The following is a 25,533-nucleotide window of genomic DNA, read 5'->3' on the forward strand; positions in this document are numbered from 1 at the left end:
ATATGAACAAAAGGTTATTTGCGCTCTTAGTGATTTTAATGAGCCTTTCGCTATTAGGAATCATTTTTGTACAGGGCTATTGGATAAAGAAATCGGTAGAAGATAAAGAAGAGCAATTTTCCAATACTATTTCCGATATTTTAAGCAAAGTTGCAGAAAAGATCGAGAATCGGGAAATGAAAGACTATGCCGACGGATTTTTAAAACTAAAAGATAGCATTGGCGAACCAAAAAGTTCTCATTTTAGAAATTTTTTCTTTGTAGATAAGGATATAAATTCCAACGAGATTTTGCTGTATTCTCACGGCATTTTAGAAGAGGATTACAATATGGCCTCTACGTTCTTTGATAATGGCATTAATGGAGATTCTAGTTTGATAAAAGGATTTACCAGTAAACGTACCAAAACAATTTTTAAGGAAGATTATGGCTTAGACGGAAAGCAATTTCGACTTAATCCCGTGCAAAAATTAGAGAAGATTGGGGGGCTATCGTCTATTGACAAAGCCGTTTTTGACGATGTTTTTCGGGAAAATGCAAAGACAATTCCCATTCATCAACGGGTAACGCGGCAAGAGATTGAACTGCTGCTTGGCAATGAGTTAAAAAATAGAGGTATTACCATAGATTTTGAATACGGTATTTACAGTAGGGGACTACCCACCAAAGTAAAATCGCCCAAATTCAAATTTTCTAATTTAACCCTGTATAAGGCACCTATTTTTTCGGATAGCGAAGGAAACACCAATTTTTCATTGCTTATTTCCTTTCCAGAAAAAAAGCGATTTTTATTACAATCAATAATTGGGATGGCCCTACTGTCGTTGATTTTTACACTGATCATTATGGTAGCGTATGGCAGTGCCATTTACCAACTCATCCGTCAAAAACAGATTTCGGAAATTAAATCTGATTTTATCAATAACATGACCCATGAGTTTAAGACCCCCATTGCGACTATAAACTTAGCGGTAGAAGCTATTAGAAACCCGAAAATTATAGTAGATCAGGAAAAGGTTTTTCGCTATTTGCAAATGATTAAAGATGAGAATAAGCGTATGCACGCACAGGTAGAGAATGTGTTGCGAATATCTAAGCTTGAAAAAAATCAATTGGACATTAGTAAGGATAGGGTTAATGTGCACGACATAGTGCAGGATGCCATAGCCCATGTAGAATTAATCGTTGCAGACCGATCCGGTTATATAAAAACACATTTGGATTCTGAACGATCTGATGTATTGGCAAGCGAAATGCATTTTACGAATGTAATCGTAAATATTTTAGATAATGCCATAAAATATTCGCCCGAAGAACCCAAGATTGATATCTATACCGAATTGGTAAAAAATCATATTGTCATAAAAATTAAAGATCAAGGTGCAGGAATGAGTAAAGCTGTGCTAAAGCGGGTTTTTGAACAGTTTTATAGAGAACACACCGGGGATGTGCACAACGTAAAAGGTCATGGTTTAGGTTTGGCCTACGTAAAAAAAATAATTGAAGATCATCAAGGCGAAGTTTACGCAGAAAGTGAAAAAGGTAAAGGAAGTACTTTCTACATTAAACTCCCTTTAATTTAAAAATTATGGAAACGATAAACAAAAAGATTTTGCTAGTAGAAGACGATCCCAATTTTGGTACCGTACTCAAAGATTATTTAGCGATGAATGACTTTGATGTAACCTTGGCTAAAAATGGGATGGAAGGTTTTGAAAAATTTAAAAAAGATAATTACGACGTGTGCATTTTGGATGTCATGATGCCCTATAAAGATGGGTTTACGCTGGCCAAAGAAATACGAGAGAAAAACGAAAATGTACCCATTGTTTTTCTAACGGCAAAAACCATGAAAGAAGATGTTTTAAAAGGGTATAAAGCAGGTGCCGATGATTATCTTAACAAACCTTTTGATTCTGAAGTTTTGCTAATGAAACTTAAAGCGATAATACAGCGAAAAGCATCGAACACCTTGGCGGAAAGCAAACAGTTCGAGTTTGTTATCGGAGGGTTTCACCTTAATTCTAAATTACGGTTTTTAAAATACAAAGACGAACCCGCTATTAAACTTTCGCCCAAAGAAAATGAATTACTGCGCTTGTTAGCTCTGTACGAAAACGACCTTATGCCTCGCGAACTGGCATTAACTAAAATTTGGCGTGATGATAATTATTTCACTTCCAGAAGTATGGACGTGTATATTGCCAAACTAAGAAAATACTTGAAAAAAGATGACACCGTTGAGATTTTAAATATTCACGGTGAAGGCTTTCGATTGGTAATCAAGAAAGATTAACCAAATCGCAAACAATATGTATAAGGCCATTCAAAAATTAAATTTGAATGGCTTTTATTTTTGCGTAGTCTTAATCGTAGCAATAATTTCATCGACCATAGCTTGTGGCGTTTGATTTATGGAAATGGTTACACTTACCGCAGGTTCTTCTAAAGCTTCAAATTGCGATTTCAATAGGGTAGGAGGCATAAAATGTCCGCTTCTCTGCTGCATCCGTTGTTGAATTTCTTCAAAACTACCTTTTAAAAAAACCCAGACCACCCGGTCTTCAATCCCCTTTGCAAGGAGCTCTCTGTACCTCTCTTTTAGCGCCGAGCAGACGATAACAGCACCATGTTGAAGCTGTGTTTTGGCTAAGGCATTGAGCGCTTCAAGCCATCCCAATCTATCGGTATCGGTGAGTGGCGTTCCGGCAGCCATTTTTTCGACATTTTGTTCGCTGTGGTAATCGTCTCCATCAAAAAACGGAATCTGTAGTGCTTGGGCTAAACCCTTTCCAATTGTAGTTTTGCCGCTACCGGATACACCCATCACATAAAAAATGGAAGTTGCTACAGGCTGTTGCGCTATCATGTGCTTTGAATTTTAGTATTTATTTCGCTAAGTATTTTTGTGCTACTGTCATTGTACGCAAACCAATGTGTTTGCGGAGTTTTTTTAAACCATGTAATTTGTCTTTTGGCAAAACGGCGTGTATTTTTTTTTATTTCTTCAACCGCCACCTCAAGGGGGTACTTTCCTTCAAAATACCCAAACAATTCTTTATAGCCAACAGTTTGCAGCGCATTAAATTTTTTGTAGGGCAAAAGCTTTTCGGCTTCTAAAAGAAGCCCACACCGCATCATTTCATCTACTCTTTGGTTAATTCTAGTATAGATAATATCCCGATCGGCCTGTAGACCAATGCTATGGGAAACAAAATTTCTACGGATTTTGGGTTGCGACAAAAAAGAAGAGTAGGACCGCCCTGTGCCCACACAAATTTCTAAGGCTCGTATAAGTCGATGCGGATTTGCAACATCTACGCGCAGGTAATATTCAGGATCAAGACGTTTTAGCATGTGCTGAAGTACGGGTAAACCTTCGTTTCTAAAACGTTCATTGAGCTGATTTCGAATATCGGCCGGCACAGTCGGAAAGCTATCTAACCCGTTGAGTACCGCATCAACATACAGCCCGCTGCCGCCTACCATAACAACGATGTCCTGATGTTTAAAAAGGGAATCTAACTTGGCTATGGCATCTCTTTCAAAATCGCCTACCGAGTACGAATCTTTAATGCTCTTATGTTGAATAAAATGATGCTTCACTTTTAACAACTCATCTGAAGATGGTACCGCTGTACCTATTGCCATTTCTTTAAAAAACTGCCGAGAATCTGCCGAAATGATCTCGGTATTATAATGTGTGGCCACATCAATAGCCAAGGTTGTCTTGCCAATTGCTGTAGGGCCTATAATAACGATAAGATATTTTTCTTTCATTGCGCTTCACTCAAGGCATGTCCACATTGTTCACAATATTTGGCGTGTTTTGAAGCTATGGCGTTACCACATTGAGCGCATGTACTTTTATCCGTTTTTTTGCTTTTGTTTTTAAAACTAGCATATTCTGCCGACACAATGCCTGTGGGTACTGCAATAACACCATATCCCATGATCATGATAAGCGTAGCAATAAAGCGTCCCAGTCCGGTTTGCGGCGAGATATCCCCGTAGCCCACGGTGGTAAGGGTAACAATAGTCCAATAGGCACTATCCGGGATGCTGTTGTAACCATTTTCCGGTCCTTCTACCAAATACATTAAGGTTCCTAATAGAACGGAAATTATAATCATGAAAAACATGAAAATAAATATTTTAGCCCTACTAACCTTTAATGCGTTTACTAAATTATTTGATTCTCCTACGAAATGCATCAACTTTAATATTCTAAAAACCCGTAATAGGCGCAATGCCCTTACCGCCGTAACATATTGGGAACCAACAATAAAAAAAGAAATGTATTTGGGTACGGTCGAGATATAGTCAATAATACCTAACGCACTAAAAATATACTTTGTGGGCTTTTTAATACAGACGATCCGTAAAATATATTCTATGGTAAAAAGAACAGTAACGATCCATTCCGAAATATTAAAAAAGCCTTGGTATTTTATGCCATAGGATGGAATACTTTCCAACATTACGACAAGAATACTATATAGAATTACAACAAGCAAAATAAGATCGAACATGCGACCGGCTCTGGTATGAGTGCCATAAATTACTTCATGAATCTTTTCCTTCCAAGTTTGTGGAGCTTCAAATTCCTTCAATACTTACGATTTAAGTTCTACTGTTTTAAAATCCTTCTGTTTTCTATAATAATGTTCAATGATGTGTTGCGCATTTATATTCCATTTTACTGGTACTATAATAGCATCCAAAACTTGGGGGTTATAGATTTGATGATTGAGTTCATAAAAACCAAGGCCTTTAAAGATACCATTTTTGATTAAAACAGCACTTCTTTCACCGATATTACGTCCTTTCCCGGTAAGGAGGATATTCTTAGAGGTGAGACTATATCGTTGTATGGCTTGGAACACCCTTTCATTATACTCCATTGGTTGCTCTTTCTGAATACAGGCACCCAGACAATTCTGATCTGTATATTTAGAACAGTTTTTTTTTGCCTCGGACAAACCTACTAATTTATCGCATAATTGAAATTCTTCCGAAATCTGACGCAAAAACTGTACGCCGGCAATATAACTTCTAAACGTTCCTATGGGATTTGGGTTTTCATGCTCCGGCAGAATGCGTAGTGTGCGGTAGCCATCCTCATTCATGCTGCTGTACAGCCCATGGGTAAATCGCTTTCCTCTTAAATTCTTAAGGTAGCGAGGTCGTAGACGTAAAAGTGCTTCATGGGCTTTTAAATCGGCTATTAATTCGCTTCCAGTTCTTTCAAAGGTCACCTTCTTAGTTTCCTTCTGCAGTTTTATATTGAGGGGGTTTGTACCCGTAAAATGTTGATTTACTCTTTTTTTAATATTCCTGCTTTTGCCCAAAAACAGCACATCACCTTCTTTATTATGCAAATAATAGACTCCTGTTTCCGAGGGTAGTGCAGCCACCATGTCTAATTGTCGGGCTGTAAGCTCCCCCAAGCTTTCCGCTCTAATGACTGATTTAAGGATGGTTTTGTCTAAATCCTTATCCAATAGCAACTTAAATAATTTTAGGGTGGCCAACGCATCCCCATTGGCTCGGTGCCGATCACTTACCGGGATTCCCAAGGAACGAACCAATTTACCCAGACTATACGATGCTGCATTAGGGATAAGACTCTTAGACAAATCTACTGTGCATAACGTCTTGCGTTCAAAGCTGTAGCCCAAGCGTCTAAATTCTGTTCTCAAAATACGGTAGTCGAACTGCGCATTATGCGCTACTATAATTGCATTCTCCGTGATTTCTACAATGCGTTTAGCCACTTCGTAAAATTTAGGAGCTGTTTGTAGCATATGGTTGTTTATGCCTGTAAGATTCACGACAAAAGGCTGTATTTCCTTTTCGGGATTAACAAGGCTAATAAATACATCTACCACCTCATGCCCATCAAATTTGTGAATCGCAATTTCGGTAATGCCCTCTTCATTGTATTTTCCGCCGGTTGTTTCAATATCCAATATTGCGTACATCATCTACTTTTCTCTTTATGCGGTGCTACTTTCCTAAAGGGTTCTGTCTCCAAAGATACTACTTCCAATACGTACCATGGTACTCCCTTCCGCTATGGCTATCTGATAATCGCCACTCATGCCCATAGACAAGATTTCAACTTCCGGTAGTCGCTTGGCTATTCGAGCATAAAGAGCTTTCAGGCCTTTAAATTCACGACGAATTTGATCCTTGTTTTCGGTAAAGGTGGCCATACCCATGAGGCCTTTTATCTGTACATGGCGCAACGCCTTAAAGGTTTCTGAATCTATAATTTTTAAAAGTTCATCTTCATCAAAACCGAATTTTGTTTCCTCGGCCGCTATGTGTATTTGTAGCAAACAAGGAATGATGCGACGGTGTTTTTTCGCCTGTTTATCAATAGCCAGTAGTACCTTTAAACTATCTACACCATGAATTAGCGTTACAAAGGAAGCCATGTACTTTATTTTGTTCGTTTGTACATGCCCAATCATGTGCCACTGTATGTCCTTAGGCAAGGCTTCCCATTTTTCTACCATTTCTTGAACTCTATTTTCCCCAAAAATCCGTTGCCCGGCATCATAAGCTTCTTGGAGTACGGAAATAGGCTTTGTTTTAGATACCGCAACAAGATGTACCCATGGAGGAATAGATTCTTTTACTTGTGCTAATTGTGTGGCTACCGACATGAAGCTGTGTTTTGTGTCATTCGTAATTACTTTATTAAAAAAGGCATTAAATTGCGTGGTTACGGTTTTATATTCCCATCTACCATAACCAATTTTCGATCGGCCATATTGGCCAAGTCCTCATTGTGTGTTACAATCACAAAGGTTTGTCCAAAGGTATTTCGCAACTCAAAAAAAAGGCGGTGCAAGTTGTCGGCACTTTCAGAATCTAAATTTCCGCTAGGTTCATCGGCAAAAATAATGGAGGGATTATTTACCAAGGCACGAGCTACGGCTACACGCTGCTGTTCGCCACCCGAAAGAGCGCTGGGTTTATGATGGTAACGATGCGAAAGGCCAAGAAAATTGAGCAACTCCTTCGCTCTGTTTTCAGCTTGTATGCGTGGCGTTTGTTTGATAAAAGCCGGAATACATACGTTCTCTAGCGCCGTAAATTCGGGTAATAATTGATGAAATTGAAAAATAAAACCAATATGCTCGTTTCTAAACCGCGCCAATTCCTTATCTCCGAGCGCATTAATAGCGACATCTCGGATAAGCAATCTGCTTTCTGCCTTATTGCTTTGTACGTCTAAAGTGCCGAGTATCTGCAGTAATGTGGTTTTTCCGGCACCGGATGCACCAACAATAGAAACGATTTCGCCTTTTTTTATATGTAGATGTACTCCCTTTAAAACTTCAAGTTCACCATAGGATTTTTTTATATTTTCTGCCTTTATCATTTGCTGACTTTTATTATTTTATCCTTACGCAGTATCTATTTGCACAAGTACCTTTTAGAACTACACCTTGCGATCCCAAAATTACTTTCAATTACCTTAGAAAAATATTATAATTTCATTTTTGAAGCAAATTAAACGGTAAATGATTATTTTGTCCAAAGAATTGAATAACTTTGTTTATCATTTTTGCAAAAAACATAAACAATTAATCAAAAATAGGTGCATCACCTACGATACAAAACTCAAAAATAATGGCTCCATATCAAAATCTGGAAGAATACAATTTAGAAATCACAGAAGAAATAAGAGAAGGCTATGCGCATATCATCACCGAGCTCGGGGAAGATATCGCCAGAGAAGGGCTCCTAAAAACACCTGAAAGAGCTGCGAAAGCCATGCTCTTTTTAACCCAAGGCTACAAACAAGATGCCGTAGAAATACTAAAGGGAGCCATGTTTAAGGAAGATTATGACGATATGGTCATTATAAAAAATATAGAGCTATATTCATTATGCGAACATCATATGTTGCCTTTTTTTGGAAAAGCTCATATTGCCTATATCCCAAACGGACATATTGTGGGTCTAAGCAAAATACCTCGGGTGGTTGATGTCTTTGCCCGAAGATTGCAGGTACAGGAACGGCTAACGCACGATATTTTAGAATGCATAAACAGCACCTTAAAACCGAAAGGGGTTGCGGTAGTGATCGAAGCATCGCATATGTGCATGATGATGCGTGGGGTTCAAAAACAGAATTCAGTTACGACGACTTCCGGTTTTAGAGGTCAATTTGAAAAAATAGAGACACGTAATGAATTCTTAAAATTGTTGGGTTCGGATTTATCTTAGGGTATATATGAAGTTTGTTTTGCTCAAAATATGTAATTTTAGACACCTAAAGTTATAATTCTATTATTGACATGTCAGAAGCAAAGGATCACAAATTTCGAAATCTGTTTTTAGGCCTTCTTTTTGATGCCATTGGAATGCTTTCTTTCGTTATTCCCGGAATAGGCGAATTCTCAGATATTATATGGGCTCCCATATCGGGTTGGTTAATGACGCGACTCTACAAAGGCAAAATTGGAAAGGCGGCAGGATTGTTAAATTTTATTGAAGAACTTATCCCGGGATTGGATATCATTCCAAGTTTTACACTAATGTGGCTCTACACGTATGTGTTGGCCTCCGCATCGGTAAAAAAAACGATAACCATCGAGTAAATCGCCTAGATAATTCCAAAATTTTATTTTCGACATGATACGAAGAAATTTTATAAAAAAATCTACATTGGGTTCACTTGGTAGTGTGCTTGGTGTTCCCATTGTTTTTGCACATCACCTCCCTAACGACTACTCTGTTTTGGGCTTGCAGGATCCCGATCCTTTTCAATTGTTTAAAAAAGACAAATCCATGGTCGTTTTAAACAATAGGCCCTGGAATATGGAAGCACAGGCACATTTGTTAGATGATGCCATTACCCCTAACAAATACATGTTTATAAGAAATAATGGCCTAGTCCCAGAATCTGTAGCGATTGAAAAATGGACGCTCACCTTCGATGGCGAATCGGTAATTCAAAAAAAAACCTATACCCTAAAGGAGCTGCAATCTAAATTTAAGCAGTATACCTACCAACTCACCTTAGAATGTGGAGGCAATGGAAGAAGTGAATTTCAACCAAGTGCCGATGGAAACCAATGGACGGTTGGTGCTGTTTCTTGCGCCAAATGGACTGGTGTGCGCTTAAAAGATGTTTTGGCCGATGTGGGCATAGCAGATAGTGCCGTGTATATTGGCTATCATTCAGCCGACGAACATTTGAGCAGAGACCCTAATAAGAAACCCATTTCTAGGGGAGTACCTATAGCAAAAGCATTACAAGATGAAACCCTTTTGGCTTATTATATGAATGATGAGCCTATTCCCTTAGTACATGGATTTCCCTTACGGCTAGTGGCCGGAGGATACCCGGCATCAGTTTCAGGAAAGTGGGTAAATAGAATTAGTGTTCGAAACAAAGTACACGACGGAGAAAAAATGATGGGTTTCTCGTATAGAGTACCCTGTGAACCAGTAGCGCCCGGAGAAACTGTTAAGGAGGAAGCGATGTGCATTATAGAATCTATGCCGGTAAAGTCCTTAATAACCTATCCTAAATCCGGAGCCATGATTGCTTTCGGTAAAAAGTTAGCTATACGAGGACATGCTTGGGCCGGAGAGCTGGAGGTTCGTACCATGGAATATTCTATCGATTTTGGTGTCAGTTGGACTAGGTGCACGCTTGAAAAACCGGTAAACCGATTGGCATGGCAACATTTTTCGGCAGAAATTTCCTTTCCCCAAAAGGGATATTACGAGGTTTGGGCACGTGCCGTTGATACCGAGGGCAAATCGCAGCCTATGTTAGTACCAGGTTGGAATCCTAAGGGTTATTTAAATAATGCCTGTCACCGAATCGCTGTTAAAGTAACTTAAATGAGACGAAATCCAAAAAATACCTATTTTATTGGCTTTTATCGCACCTTAATTGTGCTTTGTGCACTAGTGGTCATCATTTCCATTGTGCTGCTTTATATGAACTTTGAAGTGGATTCTAAAAATGAGAGTTACAACGCCATTGAAGATTCGGCGACCATAGCGAATGAAGACCCAAACCGAATAGAAAACGGTATCCATGTGCGCACCGGACTTGTGGAGGCACCGGGTTTATCTGAGGTAGTGAATAACTGCACCACATGTCATTCCGCACAATTGGTAATTCAAAATAAAATGTCGGCAGAGCGTTGGGCCGCTACCATTCGTTGGATGCAGGAAACCCAGAATTTATGGGATTTGGGTGCAAACGAAGACATTATAATTCATTATTTAGTAACTAATTATCCACCCGAGGAGAAGGGTAGGAGAGCGGCTCTTACCGATATTCAATGGTATACGCTTCGTAATTGAATACCGCCTGCTGGCTTCACCTAATTAAAAATAGCTAATGCACTATATTGATGCTTTTGTAACTTCTTTTTTGGGTACTTTACGATGGACTTGGAGGTCTGTTCTGTTTGAAGTACCTTGGTATACCAATTATTTTTGGGGATTAATAGGGATATCGTTACTCATTTGGGCACTTGAAATTAAATTTCCATGGCGTAAAAATCAGGCTGTATTTAGAAAGGATTTTTGGCTCGATGCCTTCTATATGTTTTTTAACTTTTTCATTTTTGCTATTTTTATCAGCGGATTTTATACGCTTTTAGGGCTTTTGTTCCGTGATATTGGTATTACAGCACGGAGTTTGGCTCTGATAGATCTCAGCAATATGCCCCCATGGCTTCAACTAGGCGTCTTTTTTGTGGTGCTAGATTTTGTACAATGGTTTACGCATATCCTGTTGCATCGTTTTCCGCTTCTCTGGGAATTTCATAAAGTGCACCATTCGGTTAAGGAAATGGGATTTGCCGCACATCTGCGTTACCATTGGATGGAAAACATTCTGTACAAACCACTAAAAACACTAGGTGTAATGGTTCTTGGCGGATTTGAACCGGAACAAGCGTATATTGTTCATTTCTTGGCGATTACCATAGGACATATAAACCATTCCAACATTAAATTAACCTGGGGACCCCTAAAGTATGTTCTTAATAATCCGGTCATGCATTTGTATCATCATGCCTATGAATTACCCAAAAACACCTATGGCGTAAATTTTGGCATTAGCCTAAGCCTATGGGATTATCTCTTTAAAACCAACTATATTCCAGAAGATAGTGGACATGTGGTTTTAGGTTTTAAGGGGGATACTGAATTTCCAAACGATTTTCTACATCAAAACCTCCATGGTTTTAAAAAGCCGAAGTAATTCTGTTGAACCCCTTCGGCTTTTAAAAATAGGACTATAGCAATCATTTACTGCACTAAAACGCTAAATGTTTGTGCAATATCCGTTTCTCCACCTGCATCAGCCAAGGTGCCATCGTTTGGTTTTTTGGGTTCATGTCGCAGTGTAATAGCTATCGTAGCAGGGCCAGCGGTAAAGGTAGTTAGTTCAAAATTTATACCTACCGGATTTCCATTGGCATCGGTATCTGTGGCATTAATACTTTCTATGGGCCCGGTTGTTGTAAAGAAAAACTGATGCTCGTCGGCCTCCTCTGCCACCTCCTCGGTAATATCTTCGGGCGGACTAACCGTTTCGTTCAATAAAACAATACTGCCATTATAGGTAGTATTTCCCGAAAGCGATCCGGAAACGGTAATTACAGGCGGGTTTGGACCATCACCGTCCAAATCTCTTGACTGTAGTGTAATGACTTCTCCGTCGCCAACAGGGGTCAATGTCACCGTTAAGGTGGTAATAACCTCTTCTTCATTTACAGCTACGGGGTTATCATCATCGCTAGAGCAGGAGGAAATCAATATTCCACCCACCATAAAAAGTGTAATCCAATAATTCTTTTTCATGCTAATTGATTTTAAATAGTTAATTTTCATTTTGTTATGTATTAATAATTAAATTTTAATCGAACTAAAAAATTACGACCCAAATCATCAGCGAAAAATCGAAGACGGTTTAGGTATTCTCGGTATTCTGTATTCCATAAATTGTGTATAGAAAATCCTAGGGTAATTAATTTGTTGTTAGAAAGGGTAAATTGCATCTCAGAGTCTAAACTCATTAGGTGGTATGCATCGGGTGGCGTATTTATTTCTAGCAGCACATCCTGACCCAAATCCGGTGAATTTACCAAGATATCATCCGGAAATTCGTTCTGTCGGAACACGTATTGGCTATCTAAGCTTATCCTTAGATTATTCCATTCCTTTTTATTAAATATGATGGAATTCACTGTATTGGCTGCCGGAATATTAATTAAGGCAAGATCTTGTTCCGTGTCTTTTCCTTTCACCAATGAAAAACGGTGATCGGTGCGCCATGTCTCACTCCAATTGGCAAAAGCATTTAGATCAAAACCGATGAGTCTGGCATTGGTCTGGCGATATTCCCAAACCGGAAACGCACCACGAAGCGTAAATTCTACCCCTGTAGGCTCTAGCAAAATAAAATCGTTAATGGTATTTAGAAAAGGCGAAATAGTGTAACCCCAGTTCGTTTCCTCCTTTTGTAGCGACACCGATACTTTGTGCGATGTCTCGCTCTCTATGCGCAAATCGCCTAATTCAATACGCGCTGCTGAATGATGCAGGCCATCACTAAAAAGCTCTGAAGGATTGGGTGCGCGTTGCGACATGGCATAATTAATCCGTAAGGTGGTGTTTTTTGCTACCTCTAATCTAGTCCCTACTGTGGCAGAAATGTTGTGATAGTCGAATACCGGATTGGTAAGCAGTTGGGTGCCCAAATCGTCGATAATGATATCCTGAAAGTCAGTATTATATCCTCTTTCTTGCCACCGTGAGGTTTGGTAGAATTTTTTGGCATCAATTCGGCTAAAATCATAGCGCAAACCGGCATCGAGTACCACAGTATTAGAAATAAAATAGTCGCCGGTAACAAAAGCACCAAAATCGTATTTATCATAATCCGGAATAAGTCTGCGAACTCCCGTATCCGGATTCGCAATATGATCTTGATACCGTGCCAGAAGCCCCAAATGCATTTTGTAATCCTTTTTGGCGTCGATTTTAAATTCGGAACTTAAGGTGTGCGTTTGAAGCTCCAAGTCCAGAGAAGGTTTGTTTCTATCGGCACCCACACGAACGTCGAATTCAAAACGTCTATTATTTTGAAAATCGTACTGCACATTCCAACGGCCAAGCCCTTCAAACCTTCGGTAATAGTTAAGTTTCCCCAAATGGTGGGTAACCTCCTGATTAGGACGATTTATAGAATAGGAGAACTCATTCTCAATCAAAGGTGTTGTACTATTAATAGCCCGTATCAAATCATCGATGTTTCCGATATGAGAGGCTCTAAGAATACCAATATTTGCCTTAAAGAACGAATAATACACGTCCCAGCCTTGAATAAAATTATGCTTCCCCAAGGCCAAAGTGGCACCATACTCGGCAATGGCAGTATTTGAGAGTATATTATTGGGCGCTTCGGAATCACCAAATCGTTTTAAAGATCCTTGCCCTTTTATAAACCAACCATTTTCATAGGTTTTGATAAGTTCTGAAGTTATAGAGCCGCCTCTTCCATTGGTTGCGCCATTAAGAATGGTTTTTCCATACAGACTGTCTTGAGCCATATACGGTGCAGGAGTCATTAAAATAACACCTCCTATAGCATCGCCCCCGTAGGCCAAAGCGGCAGCACCTTTTACCACAGTAACACTATTACTGGCATTTAGGTCTACATTAGGTGCATGTTCGTCTCCCCATTCCATGTCCTGCATGCGTACGCCATTATTCAAAATAAGCACTCTACTGCCATTGAGCCCCTGAATGACCGGCTTTACGATTTTTGAACCCGTAGTAAGTGCCGACACCCCACTAATTTGCTTTAACGCATCGCCCAAGCTACCGCTACTATAACGCTCTAGCGACCCTATTTTTAGGGTAGCCTCTTGGCTACTATTAGTTTTATCACTAATAAGATCGCCCACTACCTTAACTTCATTAAGTTCTTCTAAATGATGCTCTAGGGTGAATTGCTTCAACGTAGTACCATCAATTATTACTTTATAAAATTGAGAAGTACATTCCGGATGAGAAACTTCAATTTCAATACTACCGTTACAAAGATCAGGTAGTAAAAAAGAACCATCTACATCGGTGATCACAGCTCTATTAGTGCCATAAAGCTGAATCGTTGCTCCGGCAAGCGGTGTTTTATCGTGAAAATCGGAAACTACTCCCTTAAGTGTACCGGTGCATTCTTGTGCCAAAATAAGTTGGGGTAACAAAAGTACCGTCAGGAGTGCGAATACATACTTCATTCGTCTATAGTATATTCGTTAATAAGAAACTTTCCTTTATAAAAGGAACACGGTATGTGAAATAACTAGACGAAAAAGGGTGGAGGCCTACTAAAAGCGTAAAAAGGGACTGTCGTTCTTAGAGAAACAATAGTGTAGTTAAAATGCACCTTGCCTAAGACAACAATAGGAGGCGGAGGTTGTATTTGAGCAACAGGTGCTACAACAAATTGATCGTGATGCGCATTGGAAACTAAATTACAAACAGCACAATTTTCTACCGGACTGTTGTCATTTTCGTTTTCATGAGAATATACATGAAAAGCAGACACCTTAATGATCATCAAGGTTGTGAAAAGAAAAAACAATGCTATTTTCTTGCACATTTCACTCATAGCAACAAAAATACCCAAAAAGAAGTATGTAAACCTGTTAAGAAAAGCTTAATTTATTTAAACAAAAAACCGAGTCCCATTCTGCTTAACATTTTTTTTTCGAAATTCCAGAAAAATGTAAACTGTCCAAAAATCCATCCAAAAAACACAAGGAGCAGCTGATAAATAGGAAAAATAATTAAAATACGGAAGGTCCAATACAAGGTTCCAAAATACCAATCTACAGGAAAGATGTCGCGTGTAAACCCAAAATAATCGAGTAGGGGCTTAGCTACCTTCACCGACAACGAGCCGGTTACGGCAAACACAATTAAAATAAGAACAACTTCCAAATTTGTTTTAATACCCCAACGGGCCTTTAGTTTTTCCATATGGGCAAAAAATAAGAGCGAATATACTACAATTAAATTCGGGGGACAAAAGGACCGAGGCGTTGTTGGTATTTACGCTGAAAATAGACAAAGTAATTGTATAATTTATAATTTACATCATAGCCGTAATCTACATTCCAATCATAATTTATCTGCAATTCATATAAATTGGGATCGTATTGTATGGGCAGCGTTACCCTTCTATTCCATTCTACAACCAGGATTCTATTCCGGTTTTCTAGAAAGGATTGCGAATAATACCCTTCCGGACGGGCTATACTACGAAGCCAAAAGTTAAATCCGGGTTCTATAATGATAATTTCGTACTCTGTTTTATCGCTGGCTATGGTAATGGTGTCTCCTTCCGTTGCCCTAAAGGCATTTTGTTCCTCAGCCGTTATCGTTATCTCAGGCATTTCCTGTATGGATTTGCAGCTAACCAAGCACATTCCAAAAGAAAAGAACACCAAGGCAACCCACGGGGATACCAATTTCATAGACCTAAATTTATTTCTAAGATGTACCATTGTAAAGGTTTTTAGCGTGTTTTAAAATAATCATTTTATATCATGTTTACAAGGCTACATGGTATGTTTTAAGATTCATATGTATGCAACCGAACATCTTGTAAATGGAAGAAAAAATGAACACCTACGTTATCTATAGGCACAAAAAAACCTTCCACTATTATTTATGGTCTTAATACAGCACCTTTCCTTACCTTATTATTTTTAATAAGGTACAAAAAAAGCTGCCTTTGTAGACAGCCTATTGTTAAAATCTGGTGAAGCTAAAGGATTATTTCCGGAAGAGACCACCTAAAAGCCCCCCTAAGCCACCTTTGTTTTTGGAAGATCCCATGACCATTCCGGCCACATCATCTAACACACTGCCATCACCATCTGCATCTAAAAGTGTCATAATGAGGCTCTGACTTTCCTTGGGTTGCCCCCCTAACAGGCCTCCCAAAAGACCGTTAAGTCCATTGGCATCAGATACGTTACTTTGAGCTGTTTGCTTTCCCAAATAACCCATGACAATGGGTGCGGCAATTTTTAACATTTGAGCAATGGCATTGGCATCTAATCCGGTTTTTTGACTCAACGCATTTTCTACTTGAGGTTGTTTGTTACCAAATACATGCCCTAAAATACCGGCACCATCATTAATAGCAGATTCATCTACACCTCCTCCAAAAAAACTGCCGAGTTCGTTTAAAATGCTACCGTCATGTTTGGATGAAGATAGTGCGCCCATAAGTCCCTGAGCACCTTGCGGTGTTGACGCATTTTTTTTCATAGCACCGAGCAATAAAGGCATTGCCAAGCTCAAGGCATCGGCGGTTTTACTTTCCGGTTGACCAGTTTGACCAGCTACACCGCTAATAAGTTGCTTGCCGATAGGGCTGTTAAGCAAATCTAATAATCCTGACATTTTTAAAAAGATTTAAAGTTTGTGGTTGGAATGTACAAAAAAATGAATTTATCCTTTCGTAAATTAAAAGAAAATCAATTTATAGATGCAATTATTTGATTGGCTAGCTCCAAACCAATGCGTTCTTGTGCTTCAACGGTGGCCGCTCCGATATGGGGCGATAGTGAAATTTGAGGGTGCATTAGAATGCGTATTTCTGGGGTAGGTTCTGACTCAAAAACATCGAGGCCTGCAAAGGAAACTTTACCATTTTCAATGGCTTGAATGAGTGCAACCTCGTCTAGCACACCTCCGCGAGCTGTGTTGATAATAGCAACCCCTTCTTTCATGATTTCAAAATCATGTGTGCTTAGAACATAGGATTTTTGAACAGGAAGACTAAGACTTATGACATCGGCATTTTGAAGAAGGTGCGCTTTAGAAATTCCTTCCAAGGTAAATGCAAGCCGTTGGCCGTCAAAATAATGAAGTTCGATGATAGCTTTTTCTACATTGGGATCGTGAAAAAGCACCTTCATACCCATCCCCAGAGCCATCTTAGCCGTAGCTTGCCCAATTCTCCCAAAGCCTATAATACCTATAGTTTTACCTCTTAGTTCTACACCTTTGGCATAGGCTTTTTTTAGTTCCTTAAATTTGGTATCGCCATCTAGGGGCATATTTCGGTTGGCATCATGCAAAAAACGCCATCCACCCAAAAGATGCGCAAAGACCAACTCGGCCACTGCATCCGAGGATGCAGCCGGAGTATGAATCACTTTTATTCCTTTTTTTTGGGCATACGCTACATCAATATTATCCAAGCCAACACCACCGCGACCAATTATTTTTAGAGAAGAACAGCCATCAATAAGATCCTTTCTCACTTGGGTAGCACTGCGCACCAAAAGAATATCAATGCTATGTGTTTTGATATAGTTTTCCAGTTGTTCTTGCGCCACAGTAGTTGTAAGTACATCAAAACCATTGGTTTTAAGTTTTGCAATGGCACTTGGTGCAAGTCCGTCATTGGCAAGTATTTTCATTTGTTCCATTTAAAAAATAATTGGTTATTGCGATCATGTATTTCTAAAAAAAACAATCAATCCCATGCGACTAAACCAATATTATGCTTTTCGTTCTAATTCGCTCATTACATCGACCAAAACACCTACACTTTCCAGAGGTAATGCATTGTACATGGATGCCCTGTAGCCTCCTACAGAGCGATGCCCATTAAGGCCAACGATTCCTGCATCTTTACACATTGCGTCAAAAGTGTCCTTTAATTTGGTTTCGGCAAGGGTAAACGTAGCATTCATAAAAGATCGATCTTCTATACTGGCATAGCCTTCGAAAACCGGATTAAGATCAATCTCAGAATACAGCAATTGCGCTTTTTTTTCATTAATCTCTTCTATGGCAGCGATGCCACCCATATCCTTGAGCCACTCTAAGGTTAGTAGCGACACATACACCGCAAAAACCGAAGGTGTATTGTACATGCTTTCTGCTTGAATATGTTTTCTGTAATCTAACATTGAGGGAATTTCTCGAGAAACCTTTCCCAAAATAGCTTCTTTCACTACTACCAAAGTGGTGCCTGCCGGTCCCATATTTTTTTGGGCTCCCGCGTAGATTAGATCAAACATAGAAAAATCGAGTTGTCTCGAAAAAATATCAGAACTCATATCGCATAGTAGCGGTGCATTTATTTTAGGAAATTTTTTAAGTTGTGTTCCGTAAATGGTATTGTTAGAGGTAATGTGCACATAGTCCAGACCTTCAGGAATAGCATACCCCTTAGGAATGTACCTAAAATCCTCGTCTTTAGAGGAACCGACTTCCAGCACATCGCCAAAAAGTTTCGCCTCTTTTATGGCCTTATCGCTCCAAGTACCTGTATTTAAGTATCCGGCTTGTTTGCGCAAAAGGTTGTAGGCAACCATAAGGAATTGCATGCTGGCACCGCCTTGTAAAAATAAAGCTTGATATCCCTTCCCTTCCAACCCCAAGAGTTCTAGGGCTAAGGTTCTTGCTTTATCCATTACCGCTACAAAATCTTTACTGCGGTGCGAAATTTCAATTAAAGATAATCCCGATCCATTAAAATTGAGGAAAGCTTCAGAAGATTTTAGAATGACTTCCGGAGGAAGAATACAAGGGCCGGCGCTAAAATTGTGTTTTTTCATTGACTTTATAAAGTTACGATACTGAATTTAATTTAATTCGTTCAATGGATTCTGAAATCTAAACAAATAAAAAAAACCATCAAGCAGATTTTGAGTAAAACAAAGGTCAAAGGTCATAAAATTAAAATGAAACTCCGATATTAAATATTAAATATTCACAGCTATTTTTAAAAGAAATTCTACGGTATCTACGCCGTCGGCATAGTCGTGTAAATTGGGTTTTTGACTTGTTCCAAAAGGAATTTCTTCTTCGATAAATCCGTTGGCAACCACACATTGCAGTCTTTCGCTTTGCGCTGCCAGCAAACCTTTCAAATGCGCTATATCTTCATAAAACTCGTAAAAAAGTGTGGCAATAGGAGAGGCGAAACTAGCATCTTCTTTTAACAACAAAAAGCCATTGTCGCGCAAAGAAATCGCACTCATAAGATACACCGCCTTATTATAATCATAATTATTGGCATATTTGGCTTGGTCTATTATGGGATGATAGCTGTAAATCGCATCAAAAAAAAGATCAAAATTATAGGCTTTGGGTACCCATATTTTAGACACACTTCGGCATCCCAATCCGTAGTACCTAAAAATATCTTCCCCTAAAGATTGCAACTGTGTAGGTGTTTCGCTACCTGAAAGAACCGCAACGGCATTCCGGTTTTTTCTAATAATGTGTGGTTTTTTGCTAAAATAATATTCAAAATACCGTGCGGTATTATCGCTTCCGGTAGCAATTACGGCATCAAAGCCGGTCATACGTCCCTCTGCAAACCGAATATGCCCTTTAAAAAAGGGTGCCATGCGTATAAGCTGCTGGGCAATATAAGGAAGTAATAGGGTGTCATTAGAAGACAATTTCACCCAAACTTTATGTCCGGTAATCAGTACGGTCAAAAAATCATGAAAACCCACCAAAGGAATATTTCCTGCCATAATGACGGCCACTTCCCTAGGATTCGGGTTACGCATTTTGTACGGAGAGAGCCAGTTTTCCAATGCGTTTCTAGTCAGTAATGTAGCCCAATGCGCCAAACTATAATGAATATTTTCTTCGGTAAACCATCCATTGCGATACCCCGAATGAACAATTACCTCCGTAAATTCTTCAAAAAATGGATTTTCTACAGGCTTATGACTTCCCTTAAAATTTCGATATTCACAAAACTCCTGAAAGAAGTCACCAAGTTTAACAAAAGCTTCTAATCTGTCTTGAAGGTCAGTCATTATATTTGTACATTATTTTAATAGGCTTTACCTTTGCGCAAAAGTAAGCAATAGAAAAGAAAAATTATGGCAATAATCATAACAGATGAGTGCATAAATTGCGGGGCATGTGAACCGGAATGCCCGAATACCGCAATTTATGAAGGAGCAGATGAATGGCGCTATGGCGATGGTACTTCCTTAAAAGGCACGGTAATATTACCAAATGGCAAGGAAGTGAATGCGGACGAAGTACAGGAACCCATAAGTGACGAAATTTATTATATTTCCCCGGATAAGTGTACCGAATGTATGGGCTTCCATGAAGAACCTCAATGTGCCGCCGTGTGTCCGGTAGATTGTTGTGTCCCGGATGAGAATCATGTAGAATCTGAAGAAACCTTATTGGCGAAACAGCGATTTATGCATCCTTCGGAATAATAAAAATTAATCTCAAAAAAAAATCCCAAGTGAGCACACTTGGGATTTTTGTGTTTAGGAGAGGTATGGAATTAGAAAGTAAAGGTCATTCTACCATAGTAATAGGCACCGCTAAAACCCATCTGCACGGAGTCCCAATAGCCACCTGCTTCCGTCCAATCATCTTGCTGATCTGGATATATATTAAAAAGATTGTTGCTGCCTACATTTAATTTTAAATTATCGGAAAGCTTATATCCAAAATTAAGATCGGTAACCATTTTTGCACTGTACCTATCGGTAGCGGCGGCGACTTGATTTTCAAAACTTCCAAAATCAGCCACATCTTCGAACATTTGAAAATCTAACAATTCAATTTCGCTAAAGTGCGTTAAACCCAGGGCCACATCAAATTTGTTAAGCGCGTATTTAAGGTTCAATGTTAACTTACTATCTGGAGCCGATGCCAATAAGAAGGCCTTATCACGTTCCCCAAAAAAGGTTTGTTCGTCTAAAGCTCCATTTTTAACTGCGGTTATTGTCATATTATTGATATTGCCTATAAAACTGCTAGACAAAGTACCTTCACCAATTTGAATTTTGTGCGATAGTACAATATCCAAACCAACGGTTTCGGTGTCTGCGCCATTGGCAAAAAATTGAGCAGCTTCTACATTGGGAATTTGCGGAGCATCAAAATTCCCGGTAAGCACAATCCGATCCTGAACTTCTATATAATATCCGTCTACAGTAGCTGTAAAATTTCCAAAAGTGGCTGTAAATCCCAGCGCAGCATTAAATGCGGTCTCTTGTTCCAAGGGTCCAATACCAAACGATGCAGTAACTGGACTATTATTTGGTGAAAGCTGCGTATCTAAAGCTTGTCCGCCCACAAAATTGGTAAAAAGAAGATTGTAGTAAATTTGTGCTAAAGAAGGTGCCCTAAAACCCGAACTCACAGATCCCCGAATATTGACATTATCGGAAGCCTTGTACCGTGCTGCCAATTTGCCGTTAAATGTACTGCCAAAATCACTGTATTCCTCAAAGCGCAAAGCTCCTGCAAGTAAAAAATTAGAGGTGACCTCCAATTCGGTATCGGCATAGATCGCAATATTAGATCGGTTTCTATCCACTTCATTGGCCGGGCTATATCCCGGAAAACCTTGAGATCCACCAGGGCGCAACTCTCCAGTTATCGGATCAGTAGGCTGAATTTGATTGGTCGGATTTGTAATTAAGCGGCCATCAACATCAAAAGTGCCAAAGGAACCCGGTTCTCCGGCAAAAATGGTAAAATTTTCGGTTCTGTATTCGGCACCGAAAGCCAAGTTAAAACCCTCTAAAATGTCATCATAGTATTTAGATAGATCTAGATTAACCGTGTTTTGAGACAAGGTATGCCCGCCGGCATCAAAATCGGTTGGCGACGTTTCTTGTAATGATGCGTTTAGCGTTCCTTTGATGAAATAGTGGAAATCATTTTTCCCGTACGAGTTACTGATATCAATTTTCCAACCACTATCCGTTTCGGTTCTGAATCCGGCAGCAAACGAATTGTCTGTTATGATTGATGTAATTCTGGGTGTAAAACCATCCGGATAAATACTAACCACATTGCGTTCCGTAGGATTGTTCCTTGTAAAAGCAAACGCATCGGTATCCCTGTAATTGCGGCCGCCAAAAGCGTATATTTCAGATTTTTCGCTTACCGGAATTGCGAGATTTCCAAATACATTAAATCCGTCAATAGCAGCCTCACCAAAGCCCCTTCTAAAGTCGAACCCGGGGCGTAAGGTTTTGTTTTTGTTGATATATTCTGTGGTAAAATTGGCAAAGCCACCATTTTCCCCTATGGCCACGCCGTAGTTAGCGGTTACTTTTACCGAACCGCCATCAAAATCTCGATCCTTTCCTATTTTATTTCCATCTTGTTCAGTGTCGAGCCGATTTCCATCCGTGTTTGGGGTGCCCGGTGGGAACTCCCCATCTGCATCGGTATTAAAAAAACCGTAACTAACCGTACCTGTAAATTCATCGACCCGATCGTTTAAGACAATGTTGATTACTCCGGCAATAGCATCTGACCCGTATTGAGCCGAAGCACCATCGCGCAAAATTTCGATTCTTTTTATAGCCGATGCGGGAATGGCATTTAGGTCGGTACCTGTATTACCCCGCCCCCGAGTTCCAAAAAGATTTACTAAAGAAGACTGATGCCTTCTTTTACCGTTGATGAGCACTAGCGTTTGATCTGGTCCTAAACCTCGCAATGATGCTGGATCTACGTGATCGGCACCATCGGAGCCCGATTGTTTACTGGCGTTAAAAGAGGGCGCCGCATACTGCAAAAGCTCGTTTACTTCAATACGACCTAGCTGTGTAGATACTTCCTGCACATCAATAACATCTATGGCTACCGGAGTATCCACAGCTGTTCGTTTGGGACTTCTAGAGCCTACAATCAATACCTCATCCAATTGCAAGCCTTCAGAAAGGCTGACGTTTAGGCTTGTTTTTCCTGCGGTATTTTCTTCTCTGGTTGTAAAACCAATGTAGCTAAAAACGAGAACCGCTTCATTACTAATTGCAATTGTGTAGTTGCCGTCAAAATCCGTTACAGTACCATTAGTGGTGCCTTTTTCTATAATATTTACACCTGCCAGCGGCAGACCGCTGTTATCGGTAACAACACCGCTGATGGTATTTTGTGCAATAAGTGTTGTTGTATGACCTAAAAAGGCCATCAACAAGCCAAAGAAGAGTTTCATAGATTGGTTTTAGTGGGTTATATTTTCTAAAATTAGTTAATTTAATTAACAGTTTTAGATGTTCTTATATAAAGAATGGGAAATAGTAGGTTTGCCGATCAAAAAAAATAAAAAAATTCTTGAAACTCACTATCCCCGAGGCAAGCCATAGGGGTATTTCGCCAGTTTCATTTTGGCCTTTGGGCCAAAAGCCAAAATTTTGTATTTCACCTCACCAGGAACTGCAAAAAGACAGTTCCGACCTCTCCAAAGGAGAGGTAAATAGGAAACCCCGACCCAAGGGTCGGGGAATCTTTAGATTGAAATTTACAAAATAATAAAATTGGTAAATTGTCGTTAAAATTAAGACAAATGTCAGTTATTTTTATAAATTTGAGAATAAAACTAGATTATGACTAGTAAGAAAGTAGAAGAAAATAAAGGGAAAAGAAATGGCATTCCTTCCTTGCTGAAAAAGCAATTAGCTTATCTTCATACTAAAAGGGATGAATTGACTTTGGAAGGGCTTCTGAATGCATCTGGTCTTATAGAAGGAAAAGAATATTCGCTGCTACAAGGTGATTTAAGACGTGATGGTAGTAGGGCACTTCCCGATGTCATAATTAACTTTCCTGACGGGAAGAAGATGATTGTGGATTCTAGCGTACCTCTTAAAGATTATGAGCGTTTTGTTACCGCGGAAGATGGGCTTAAGGATCAATTTTTGAGAGATCATTTCAATGGGCTCAAAAGGCACATAGATCAACTATCCAAAAAAAAATATGAGGATTTATACGATATAGAAAGACCTGATTTTGTGCTTATGTTCGTTCCTATAGAAACTGCTTTTGAAACAGCACTTAAGTATGATAGTGGTTTCTATAATAAGGCCTTTGATCAAAACATTATTATTGTGACCCCAACTACATTACTAGCTACTTTACGAACTATGTACAGCATCTGGGACAATGACTATCAGGAACGAAATGATAGGAAGAAGATTGTGCATCCGGGGAGAGACCTCGACGATTACAATCTGGAGCGCAGCGATTTGCAAGAACTTATTGCTGCTGAACCAATAGGCACATCTGTGTATGCAGCAGAACCAGAGCGCATATTGGCAAGCGTTTCTTATGATTGGAACGATGATGCACGTAGTTTGGCTTTGGTACGCCTTATTCGGGAGGGTATGGATTACCACACCTTTGAAACGGTGGCGGCACAAACCCCGTTAAAAGATAAAGACTGGGCTCTTGTTTTGGACACTACGTTACGCACACTAGTCCGATATAAAAAGGATAACAAAACTTTTGCGCCAAAACAAACAGAAAAAATTGTTGAAATTCAACAGTTAATGCACTACGGGGAAGAAGTTTTTGGAGCTATGGATTCCTTTCATTCTTGGCTGATGATGGATAATGTTGCTATGGGCGGTGTAAGCCCTAAAGAATTGCTAGACACTTCTGTAGGCCTAGGTATTGTAAAAGATGCCTTAGGTAGAATAGAACATGGTATTTTAGCATGATTGTGTATAGAATTGCAAGAGGGAAATACAAAGATGATTTATCGGGCATTGGGGCTGAAATAAATGGGGGCAGATGGAATAGCAAAGGAACTAAGGTTTTATATACAGCATCGTCAATAGCCTTGGCTATGGCAGAAGTCGCGGTGAATGTTCCTTTTGGTATTTTACCTAGAGATTATTTTGTAATTTCAATTGAAATACCTGATGTCACTATCTCCGTTATTCCTGTAACGAATTTAAAGGGTACAACATGGAATTCCCATCCTCCTTCACATATAACAAAGAAAATCGGTGATGATTTCATTAAAGCCAACAAAGACCTGATTTTAAAAGTTCCGTCAGTGGTTGCTCCCGGGGATTTTAATTTTTTAATAAATCCTTCACACGTTGAATTTTCAAAGGTCAAAATAATAGAAAAAAGCCCTTTTGGTTTTGACCAACGATTATTTAAAAAGAAATAATCTATTCGAAAAATAGATCTTTAAACATTATGTCAAATAGACTTAAAAAAGTATTTGTTTGGAACACCAAGAGGTGGCAAGGGCTAAGAATTTTGCTCGCAGAGAAAATTTTAGCTGTTGCGGCAAGCTGTCGACAATTTCCTGAAAAATTTATTGGCAAATTACTTCCCTTAAATCACGTATTTCAAAAAAACTAAAAGGTTTTGCATTTTTTTGGCGTTGGCAAGCAGTGGCAAGTTATTCGCTGATGTTTATTGTTTTTTAAAGGATCTCATGAATGCTACGCATTTGTGTTTAAAAAGCAATCGAGCGTTTGCTAGCGGCAATTTTATACTTCGGCAAGCTCAGCACAGGCGTCGCAACAAATCATAGAATTGTAGCTAACAAATATAAAGTAACATTCTAGTAAAACGGCTTTTACATAATGGCTAACGATATAATACGCTAGCGCGTAATTTATATCTGCAATTATGTAAAATGCAAGCATACGCAGTTTTACACCGGAACTATATTTGTACTATAATTTATAT

At 39.3% G+C, this 25,533-nt stretch carries 26 protein-coding genes; 10 read left to right on the forward strand and 16 right to left on the reverse strand.

Annotated elements, in window-relative coordinates; all coding sequences use genetic code 11:
* The first annotated feature begins 2 nt into the window (after positions 1 to 2).
* Together U1E44_RS09610 and U1E44_RS09615 are read left to right on the forward strand one after the other, a co-directional pair.
* On the forward strand, positions 3 to 1,583 hold the full coding sequence (locus tag U1E44_RS09610; RefSeq protein ID WP_322930862.1) for a sensor histidine kinase: 1,581 nt from the start codon (positions 3 to 5) through the stop codon (positions 1,581 to 1,583).
* A 5-nt stretch (positions 1,584 to 1,588) separates the two neighbouring features.
* Positions 1,589 to 2,296: a response regulator transcription factor gene (locus U1E44_RS09615; RefSeq protein WP_322930863.1), complete on the forward strand. Its 708-nt coding sequence runs from the start codon at positions 1,589 to 1,591 to the stop codon at positions 2,294 to 2,296.
* Positions 2,297 to 2,350: 54 nt separating this feature from the next.
* Here U1E44_RS09615 and U1E44_RS09620 read toward each other — a convergent pair whose 3' ends face one another.
* The 6 genes from U1E44_RS09620 to U1E44_RS09645 form a co-directional block, all read right to left on the reverse strand.
* Positions 2,351 to 2,869, reverse strand: coding sequence for a gluconokinase (locus U1E44_RS09620; RefSeq protein WP_322930864.1), 519 nt, complete (start codon positions 2,867 to 2,869; stop codon positions 2,351 to 2,353).
* On the reverse strand, positions 2,866 to 3,780 hold the full coding sequence (gene miaA, locus U1E44_RS09625; RefSeq protein ID WP_322930865.1) for a tRNA (adenosine(37)-N6)-dimethylallyltransferase MiaA: 915 nt from the start codon (positions 3,778 to 3,780) through the stop codon (positions 2,866 to 2,868). Before miaA ends, U1E44_RS09620 begins: the two co-directional genes overlap by 4 nt.
* The gene (locus U1E44_RS09630) at positions 3,777 to 4,532 is read right to left on the reverse strand and encodes an ion transporter (protein WP_323673875.1); all 756 of its coding nucleotides are present in this window, start codon (positions 4,530 to 4,532) and stop codon (positions 3,777 to 3,779) included. Before U1E44_RS09630 ends, miaA begins: the two co-directional genes overlap by 4 nt.
* An 84-nt stretch (positions 4,533 to 4,616) precedes the next feature.
* On the reverse strand, positions 4,617 to 5,987 hold the full coding sequence (locus U1E44_RS09635) for an exonuclease domain-containing protein (RefSeq protein ID WP_322930867.1): 1,371 nt from the start codon (positions 5,985 to 5,987) through the stop codon (positions 4,617 to 4,619).
* A gap of 30 nt (positions 5,988 to 6,017) precedes the next feature.
* Positions 6,018 to 6,674 (reverse strand): YggS family pyridoxal phosphate-dependent enzyme, encoded by a 657-nt coding sequence (locus tag U1E44_RS09640; protein ID WP_322930868.1) that lies wholly within the window; start codon positions 6,672 to 6,674, stop codon positions 6,018 to 6,020.
* 59 nt (positions 6,675 to 6,733) lie between these two features.
* Positions 6,734 to 7,396: an ABC transporter ATP-binding protein gene (locus U1E44_RS09645; protein WP_322930869.1), complete on the reverse strand. Its 663-nt coding sequence runs from the start codon at positions 7,394 to 7,396 to the stop codon at positions 6,734 to 6,736.
* Positions 7,397 to 7,647: 251 nt separating this feature from the next.
* Between U1E44_RS09645 and folE the strand changes: the two genes are divergently transcribed.
* From folE to U1E44_RS09670, 5 genes are all read left to right on the forward strand, one after another.
* The gene (gene folE / locus U1E44_RS09650) at positions 7,648 to 8,247 is read left to right on the forward strand and encodes a GTP cyclohydrolase I FolE (protein WP_322930870.1); all 600 of its coding nucleotides are present in this window, start codon (positions 7,648 to 7,650) and stop codon (positions 8,245 to 8,247) included.
* A gap of 71 nt (positions 8,248 to 8,318) precedes the next feature.
* On the forward strand, positions 8,319 to 8,621 hold the full coding sequence (locus U1E44_RS09655) for a hypothetical protein (protein ID WP_322930871.1): 303 nt from the start codon (positions 8,319 to 8,321) through the stop codon (positions 8,619 to 8,621).
* A 34-nt stretch (positions 8,622 to 8,655) separates the two neighbouring features.
* Positions 8,656 to 9,876: a sulfite oxidase gene (locus tag U1E44_RS09660; RefSeq protein WP_322930872.1), complete on the forward strand. Its 1,221-nt coding sequence runs from the start codon at positions 8,656 to 8,658 to the stop codon at positions 9,874 to 9,876.
* On the forward strand, positions 9,877 to 10,347 hold the full coding sequence (locus tag U1E44_RS09665; protein WP_322930873.1) for a hypothetical protein: 471 nt from the start codon (positions 9,877 to 9,879) through the stop codon (positions 10,345 to 10,347).
* 37 nt (positions 10,348 to 10,384) lie between these two features.
* Positions 10,385 to 11,254, forward strand: coding sequence for a sterol desaturase family protein (locus U1E44_RS09670; RefSeq protein WP_322930874.1), 870 nt, complete (start codon positions 10,385 to 10,387; stop codon positions 11,252 to 11,254).
* 47 nt (positions 11,255 to 11,301) lie between these two features.
* Here U1E44_RS09670 and U1E44_RS09675 read toward each other — a convergent pair whose 3' ends face one another.
* From U1E44_RS09675 to U1E44_RS09715, 9 genes are all read right to left on the reverse strand, one after another.
* Positions 11,302 to 11,856 (reverse strand): hypothetical protein, encoded by a 555-nt coding sequence (locus tag U1E44_RS09675; protein WP_322930875.1) that lies wholly within the window; start codon positions 11,854 to 11,856, stop codon positions 11,302 to 11,304.
* A 41-nt stretch (positions 11,857 to 11,897) separates the two neighbouring features.
* Positions 11,898 to 14,297: a TonB-dependent receptor gene (locus tag U1E44_RS09680; protein ID WP_322930876.1), complete on the reverse strand. Its 2,400-nt coding sequence runs from the start codon at positions 14,295 to 14,297 to the stop codon at positions 11,898 to 11,900.
* Between the two features lie 65 nt (positions 14,298 to 14,362).
* Positions 14,363 to 14,620: a hypothetical protein gene (locus U1E44_RS09685; RefSeq protein WP_322930877.1), complete on the reverse strand. Its 258-nt coding sequence runs from the start codon at positions 14,618 to 14,620 to the stop codon at positions 14,363 to 14,365.
* Between the two features lie 104 nt (positions 14,621 to 14,724).
* Positions 14,725 to 15,042: a DUF6787 family protein gene (locus U1E44_RS09690; RefSeq protein ID WP_322930878.1), complete on the reverse strand. Its 318-nt coding sequence runs from the start codon at positions 15,040 to 15,042 to the stop codon at positions 14,725 to 14,727.
* 32 nt (positions 15,043 to 15,074) lie between these two features.
* A complete protein-coding gene (locus U1E44_RS09695) occupies positions 15,075 to 15,539 on the reverse strand; it encodes a DUF6146 family protein (protein ID WP_322930879.1) in 465 nt (154 codons plus the stop codon).
* Between the two features lie 301 nt (positions 15,540 to 15,840).
* Positions 15,841 to 16,476 carry a DUF937 domain-containing protein gene (locus tag U1E44_RS09700; protein ID WP_322930880.1) on the reverse strand — a complete coding sequence of 212 codons (636 nt, stop codon included), beginning with the start codon at positions 16,474 to 16,476 and terminating at the stop codon, positions 15,841 to 15,843.
* A 74-nt stretch (positions 16,477 to 16,550) separates the two neighbouring features.
* On the reverse strand, positions 16,551 to 17,501 hold the full coding sequence (locus U1E44_RS09705) for an NAD(P)-dependent oxidoreductase (RefSeq protein ID WP_322930881.1): 951 nt from the start codon (positions 17,499 to 17,501) through the stop codon (positions 16,551 to 16,553).
* An 81-nt stretch (positions 17,502 to 17,582) separates the two neighbouring features.
* Entirely contained in the window at positions 17,583 to 18,647 is a 1,065-nt protein-coding gene (gene serC / locus U1E44_RS09710) for a 3-phosphoserine/phosphohydroxythreonine transaminase (RefSeq protein WP_322930882.1), read from the reverse strand.
* Positions 18,648 to 18,794: 147 nt separating this feature from the next.
* Positions 18,795 to 19,868: an acyl-CoA reductase gene (locus tag U1E44_RS09715; RefSeq protein ID WP_322930883.1), complete on the reverse strand. Its 1,074-nt coding sequence runs from the start codon at positions 19,866 to 19,868 to the stop codon at positions 18,795 to 18,797.
* Between the two features lie 66 nt (positions 19,869 to 19,934).
* Here U1E44_RS09715 and U1E44_RS09720 point away from each other — a divergent pair, with 66 nt between their 5' ends.
* Positions 19,935 to 20,288, forward strand: coding sequence for a 4Fe-4S dicluster domain-containing protein (locus tag U1E44_RS09720; RefSeq protein ID WP_322930884.1), 354 nt, complete (start codon positions 19,935 to 19,937; stop codon positions 20,286 to 20,288).
* Positions 20,289 to 20,359: 71 nt separating this feature from the next.
* Here the strand turns inward: U1E44_RS09720 and U1E44_RS09725 are convergent, their stop codons facing one another.
* On the reverse strand, positions 20,360 to 23,038 hold the full coding sequence (locus U1E44_RS09725) for a TonB-dependent receptor (RefSeq protein ID WP_322930885.1): 2,679 nt from the start codon (positions 23,036 to 23,038) through the stop codon (positions 20,360 to 20,362).
* A gap of 391 nt (positions 23,039 to 23,429) precedes the next feature.
* On the opposite strand from U1E44_RS09725, the gene rmuC reads away from it, so the two are divergent.
* Entirely contained in the window at positions 23,430 to 24,542 is a 1,113-nt protein-coding gene (gene rmuC / locus U1E44_RS09730; protein ID WP_322930886.1) for a DNA recombination protein RmuC, read from the forward strand.
* On the forward strand, positions 24,539 to 25,003 hold the full coding sequence (locus U1E44_RS09735) for an RES family NAD+ phosphorylase (RefSeq protein ID WP_322930887.1): 465 nt from the start codon (positions 24,539 to 24,541) through the stop codon (positions 25,001 to 25,003). The genes rmuC and U1E44_RS09735 overlap by 4 nt, the downstream gene beginning before the upstream one ends.
* Positions 25,004 to 25,533: the final 530 nt, after the last annotated feature.

It is taken from the genome of Aurantibrevibacter litoralis, assembly GCF_034651555.1.
GTDB classification, from domain to species: Bacteria; Bacteroidota; Bacteroidia; order Flavobacteriales; family Flavobacteriaceae; genus Aurantibrevibacter; species Aurantibrevibacter litoralis.

Coding starts and splice junctions, on each gene's coding strand:
- U1E44_RS09670 (WP_322930874.1), top strand. CDS start 10,385: ATGCACTATATTGATGCTTTTGTAACTTCTTTTTTGGGTACTTTACGA.
- U1E44_RS09610 (WP_322930862.1), top strand. CDS start 3: ATGAACAAAAGGTTATTTGCGCTCTTAGTGATTTTAATGAGCCTTTCG.
- U1E44_RS09680 (WP_322930876.1), bottom strand. CDS start 14,297: ATGAAGTATGTATTCGCACTCCTGACGGTACTTTTGTTACCCCAACTT.
- U1E44_RS09620 (WP_322930864.1), bottom strand. CDS start 2,869: ATGATAGCGCAACAGCCTGTAGCAACTTCCATTTTTTATGTGATGGGT.
- rmuC (WP_322930886.1), top strand. CDS start 23,430: ATGACTAGTAAGAAAGTAGAAGAAAATAAAGGGAAAAGAAATGGCATT.
- U1E44_RS09675 (WP_322930875.1), bottom strand. CDS start 11,856: ATGAAAAAGAATTATTGGATTACACTTTTTATGGTGGGTGGAATATTG.
- U1E44_RS09630 (WP_323673875.1), bottom strand. CDS start 4,532: ATGTTCGATCTTATTTTGCTTGTTGTAATTCTATATAGTATTCTTGTC.
- U1E44_RS09695 (WP_322930879.1), bottom strand. CDS start 15,539: ATGAAATTGGTATCCCCGTGGGTTGCCTTGGTGTTCTTTTCTTTTGGA.
- U1E44_RS09640 (WP_322930868.1), bottom strand. CDS start 6,674: ATGTCGGTAGCCACACAATTAGCACAAGTAAAAGAATCTATTCCTCCA.
- U1E44_RS09705 (WP_322930881.1), bottom strand. CDS start 17,501: ATGAAAATACTTGCCAATGACGGACTTGCACCAAGTGCCATTGCAAAA.
- U1E44_RS09635 (WP_322930867.1), bottom strand. CDS start 5,987: ATGATGTACGCAATATTGGATATTGAAACAACCGGCGGAAAATACAAT.
- U1E44_RS09655 (WP_322930871.1), top strand. CDS start 8,319: ATGTCAGAAGCAAAGGATCACAAATTTCGAAATCTGTTTTTAGGCCTT.
- U1E44_RS09720 (WP_322930884.1), top strand. CDS start 19,935: ATGGCAATAATCATAACAGATGAGTGCATAAATTGCGGGGCATGTGAA.
- U1E44_RS09700 (WP_322930880.1), bottom strand. CDS start 16,476: ATGTCAGGATTATTAGATTTGCTTAACAGCCCTATCGGCAAGCAACTT.
- U1E44_RS09665 (WP_322930873.1), top strand. CDS start 9,877: ATGAGACGAAATCCAAAAAATACCTATTTTATTGGCTTTTATCGCACC.
- U1E44_RS09615 (WP_322930863.1), top strand. CDS start 1,589: ATGGAAACGATAAACAAAAAGATTTTGCTAGTAGAAGACGATCCCAAT.
- U1E44_RS09690 (WP_322930878.1), bottom strand. CDS start 15,042: ATGGAAAAACTAAAGGCCCGTTGGGGTATTAAAACAAATTTGGAAGTT.
- serC (WP_322930882.1), bottom strand. CDS start 18,647: ATGAAAAAACACAATTTTAGCGCCGGCCCTTGTATTCTTCCTCCGGAA.
- U1E44_RS09725 (WP_322930885.1), bottom strand. CDS start 23,038: ATGAAACTCTTCTTTGGCTTGTTGATGGCCTTTTTAGGTCATACAACA.
- folE (WP_322930870.1), top strand. CDS start 7,648: ATGGCTCCATATCAAAATCTGGAAGAATACAATTTAGAAATCACAGAA.
- miaA (WP_322930865.1), bottom strand. CDS start 3,780: ATGAAAGAAAAATATCTTATCGTTATTATAGGCCCTACAGCAATTGGC.
- U1E44_RS09685 (WP_322930877.1), bottom strand. CDS start 14,620: ATGATCATTAAGGTGTCTGCTTTTCATGTATATTCTCATGAAAACGAA.
- U1E44_RS09735 (WP_322930887.1), top strand. CDS start 24,539: ATGATTGTGTATAGAATTGCAAGAGGGAAATACAAAGATGATTTATCG.
- U1E44_RS09645 (WP_322930869.1), bottom strand. CDS start 7,396: ATGATAAAGGCAGAAAATATAAAAAAATCCTATGGTGAACTTGAAGTT.
- U1E44_RS09715 (WP_322930883.1), bottom strand. CDS start 19,868: ATGACTGACCTTCAAGACAGATTAGAAGCTTTTGTTAAACTTGGTGAC.
- U1E44_RS09660 (WP_322930872.1), top strand. CDS start 8,656: ATGATACGAAGAAATTTTATAAAAAAATCTACATTGGGTTCACTTGGT.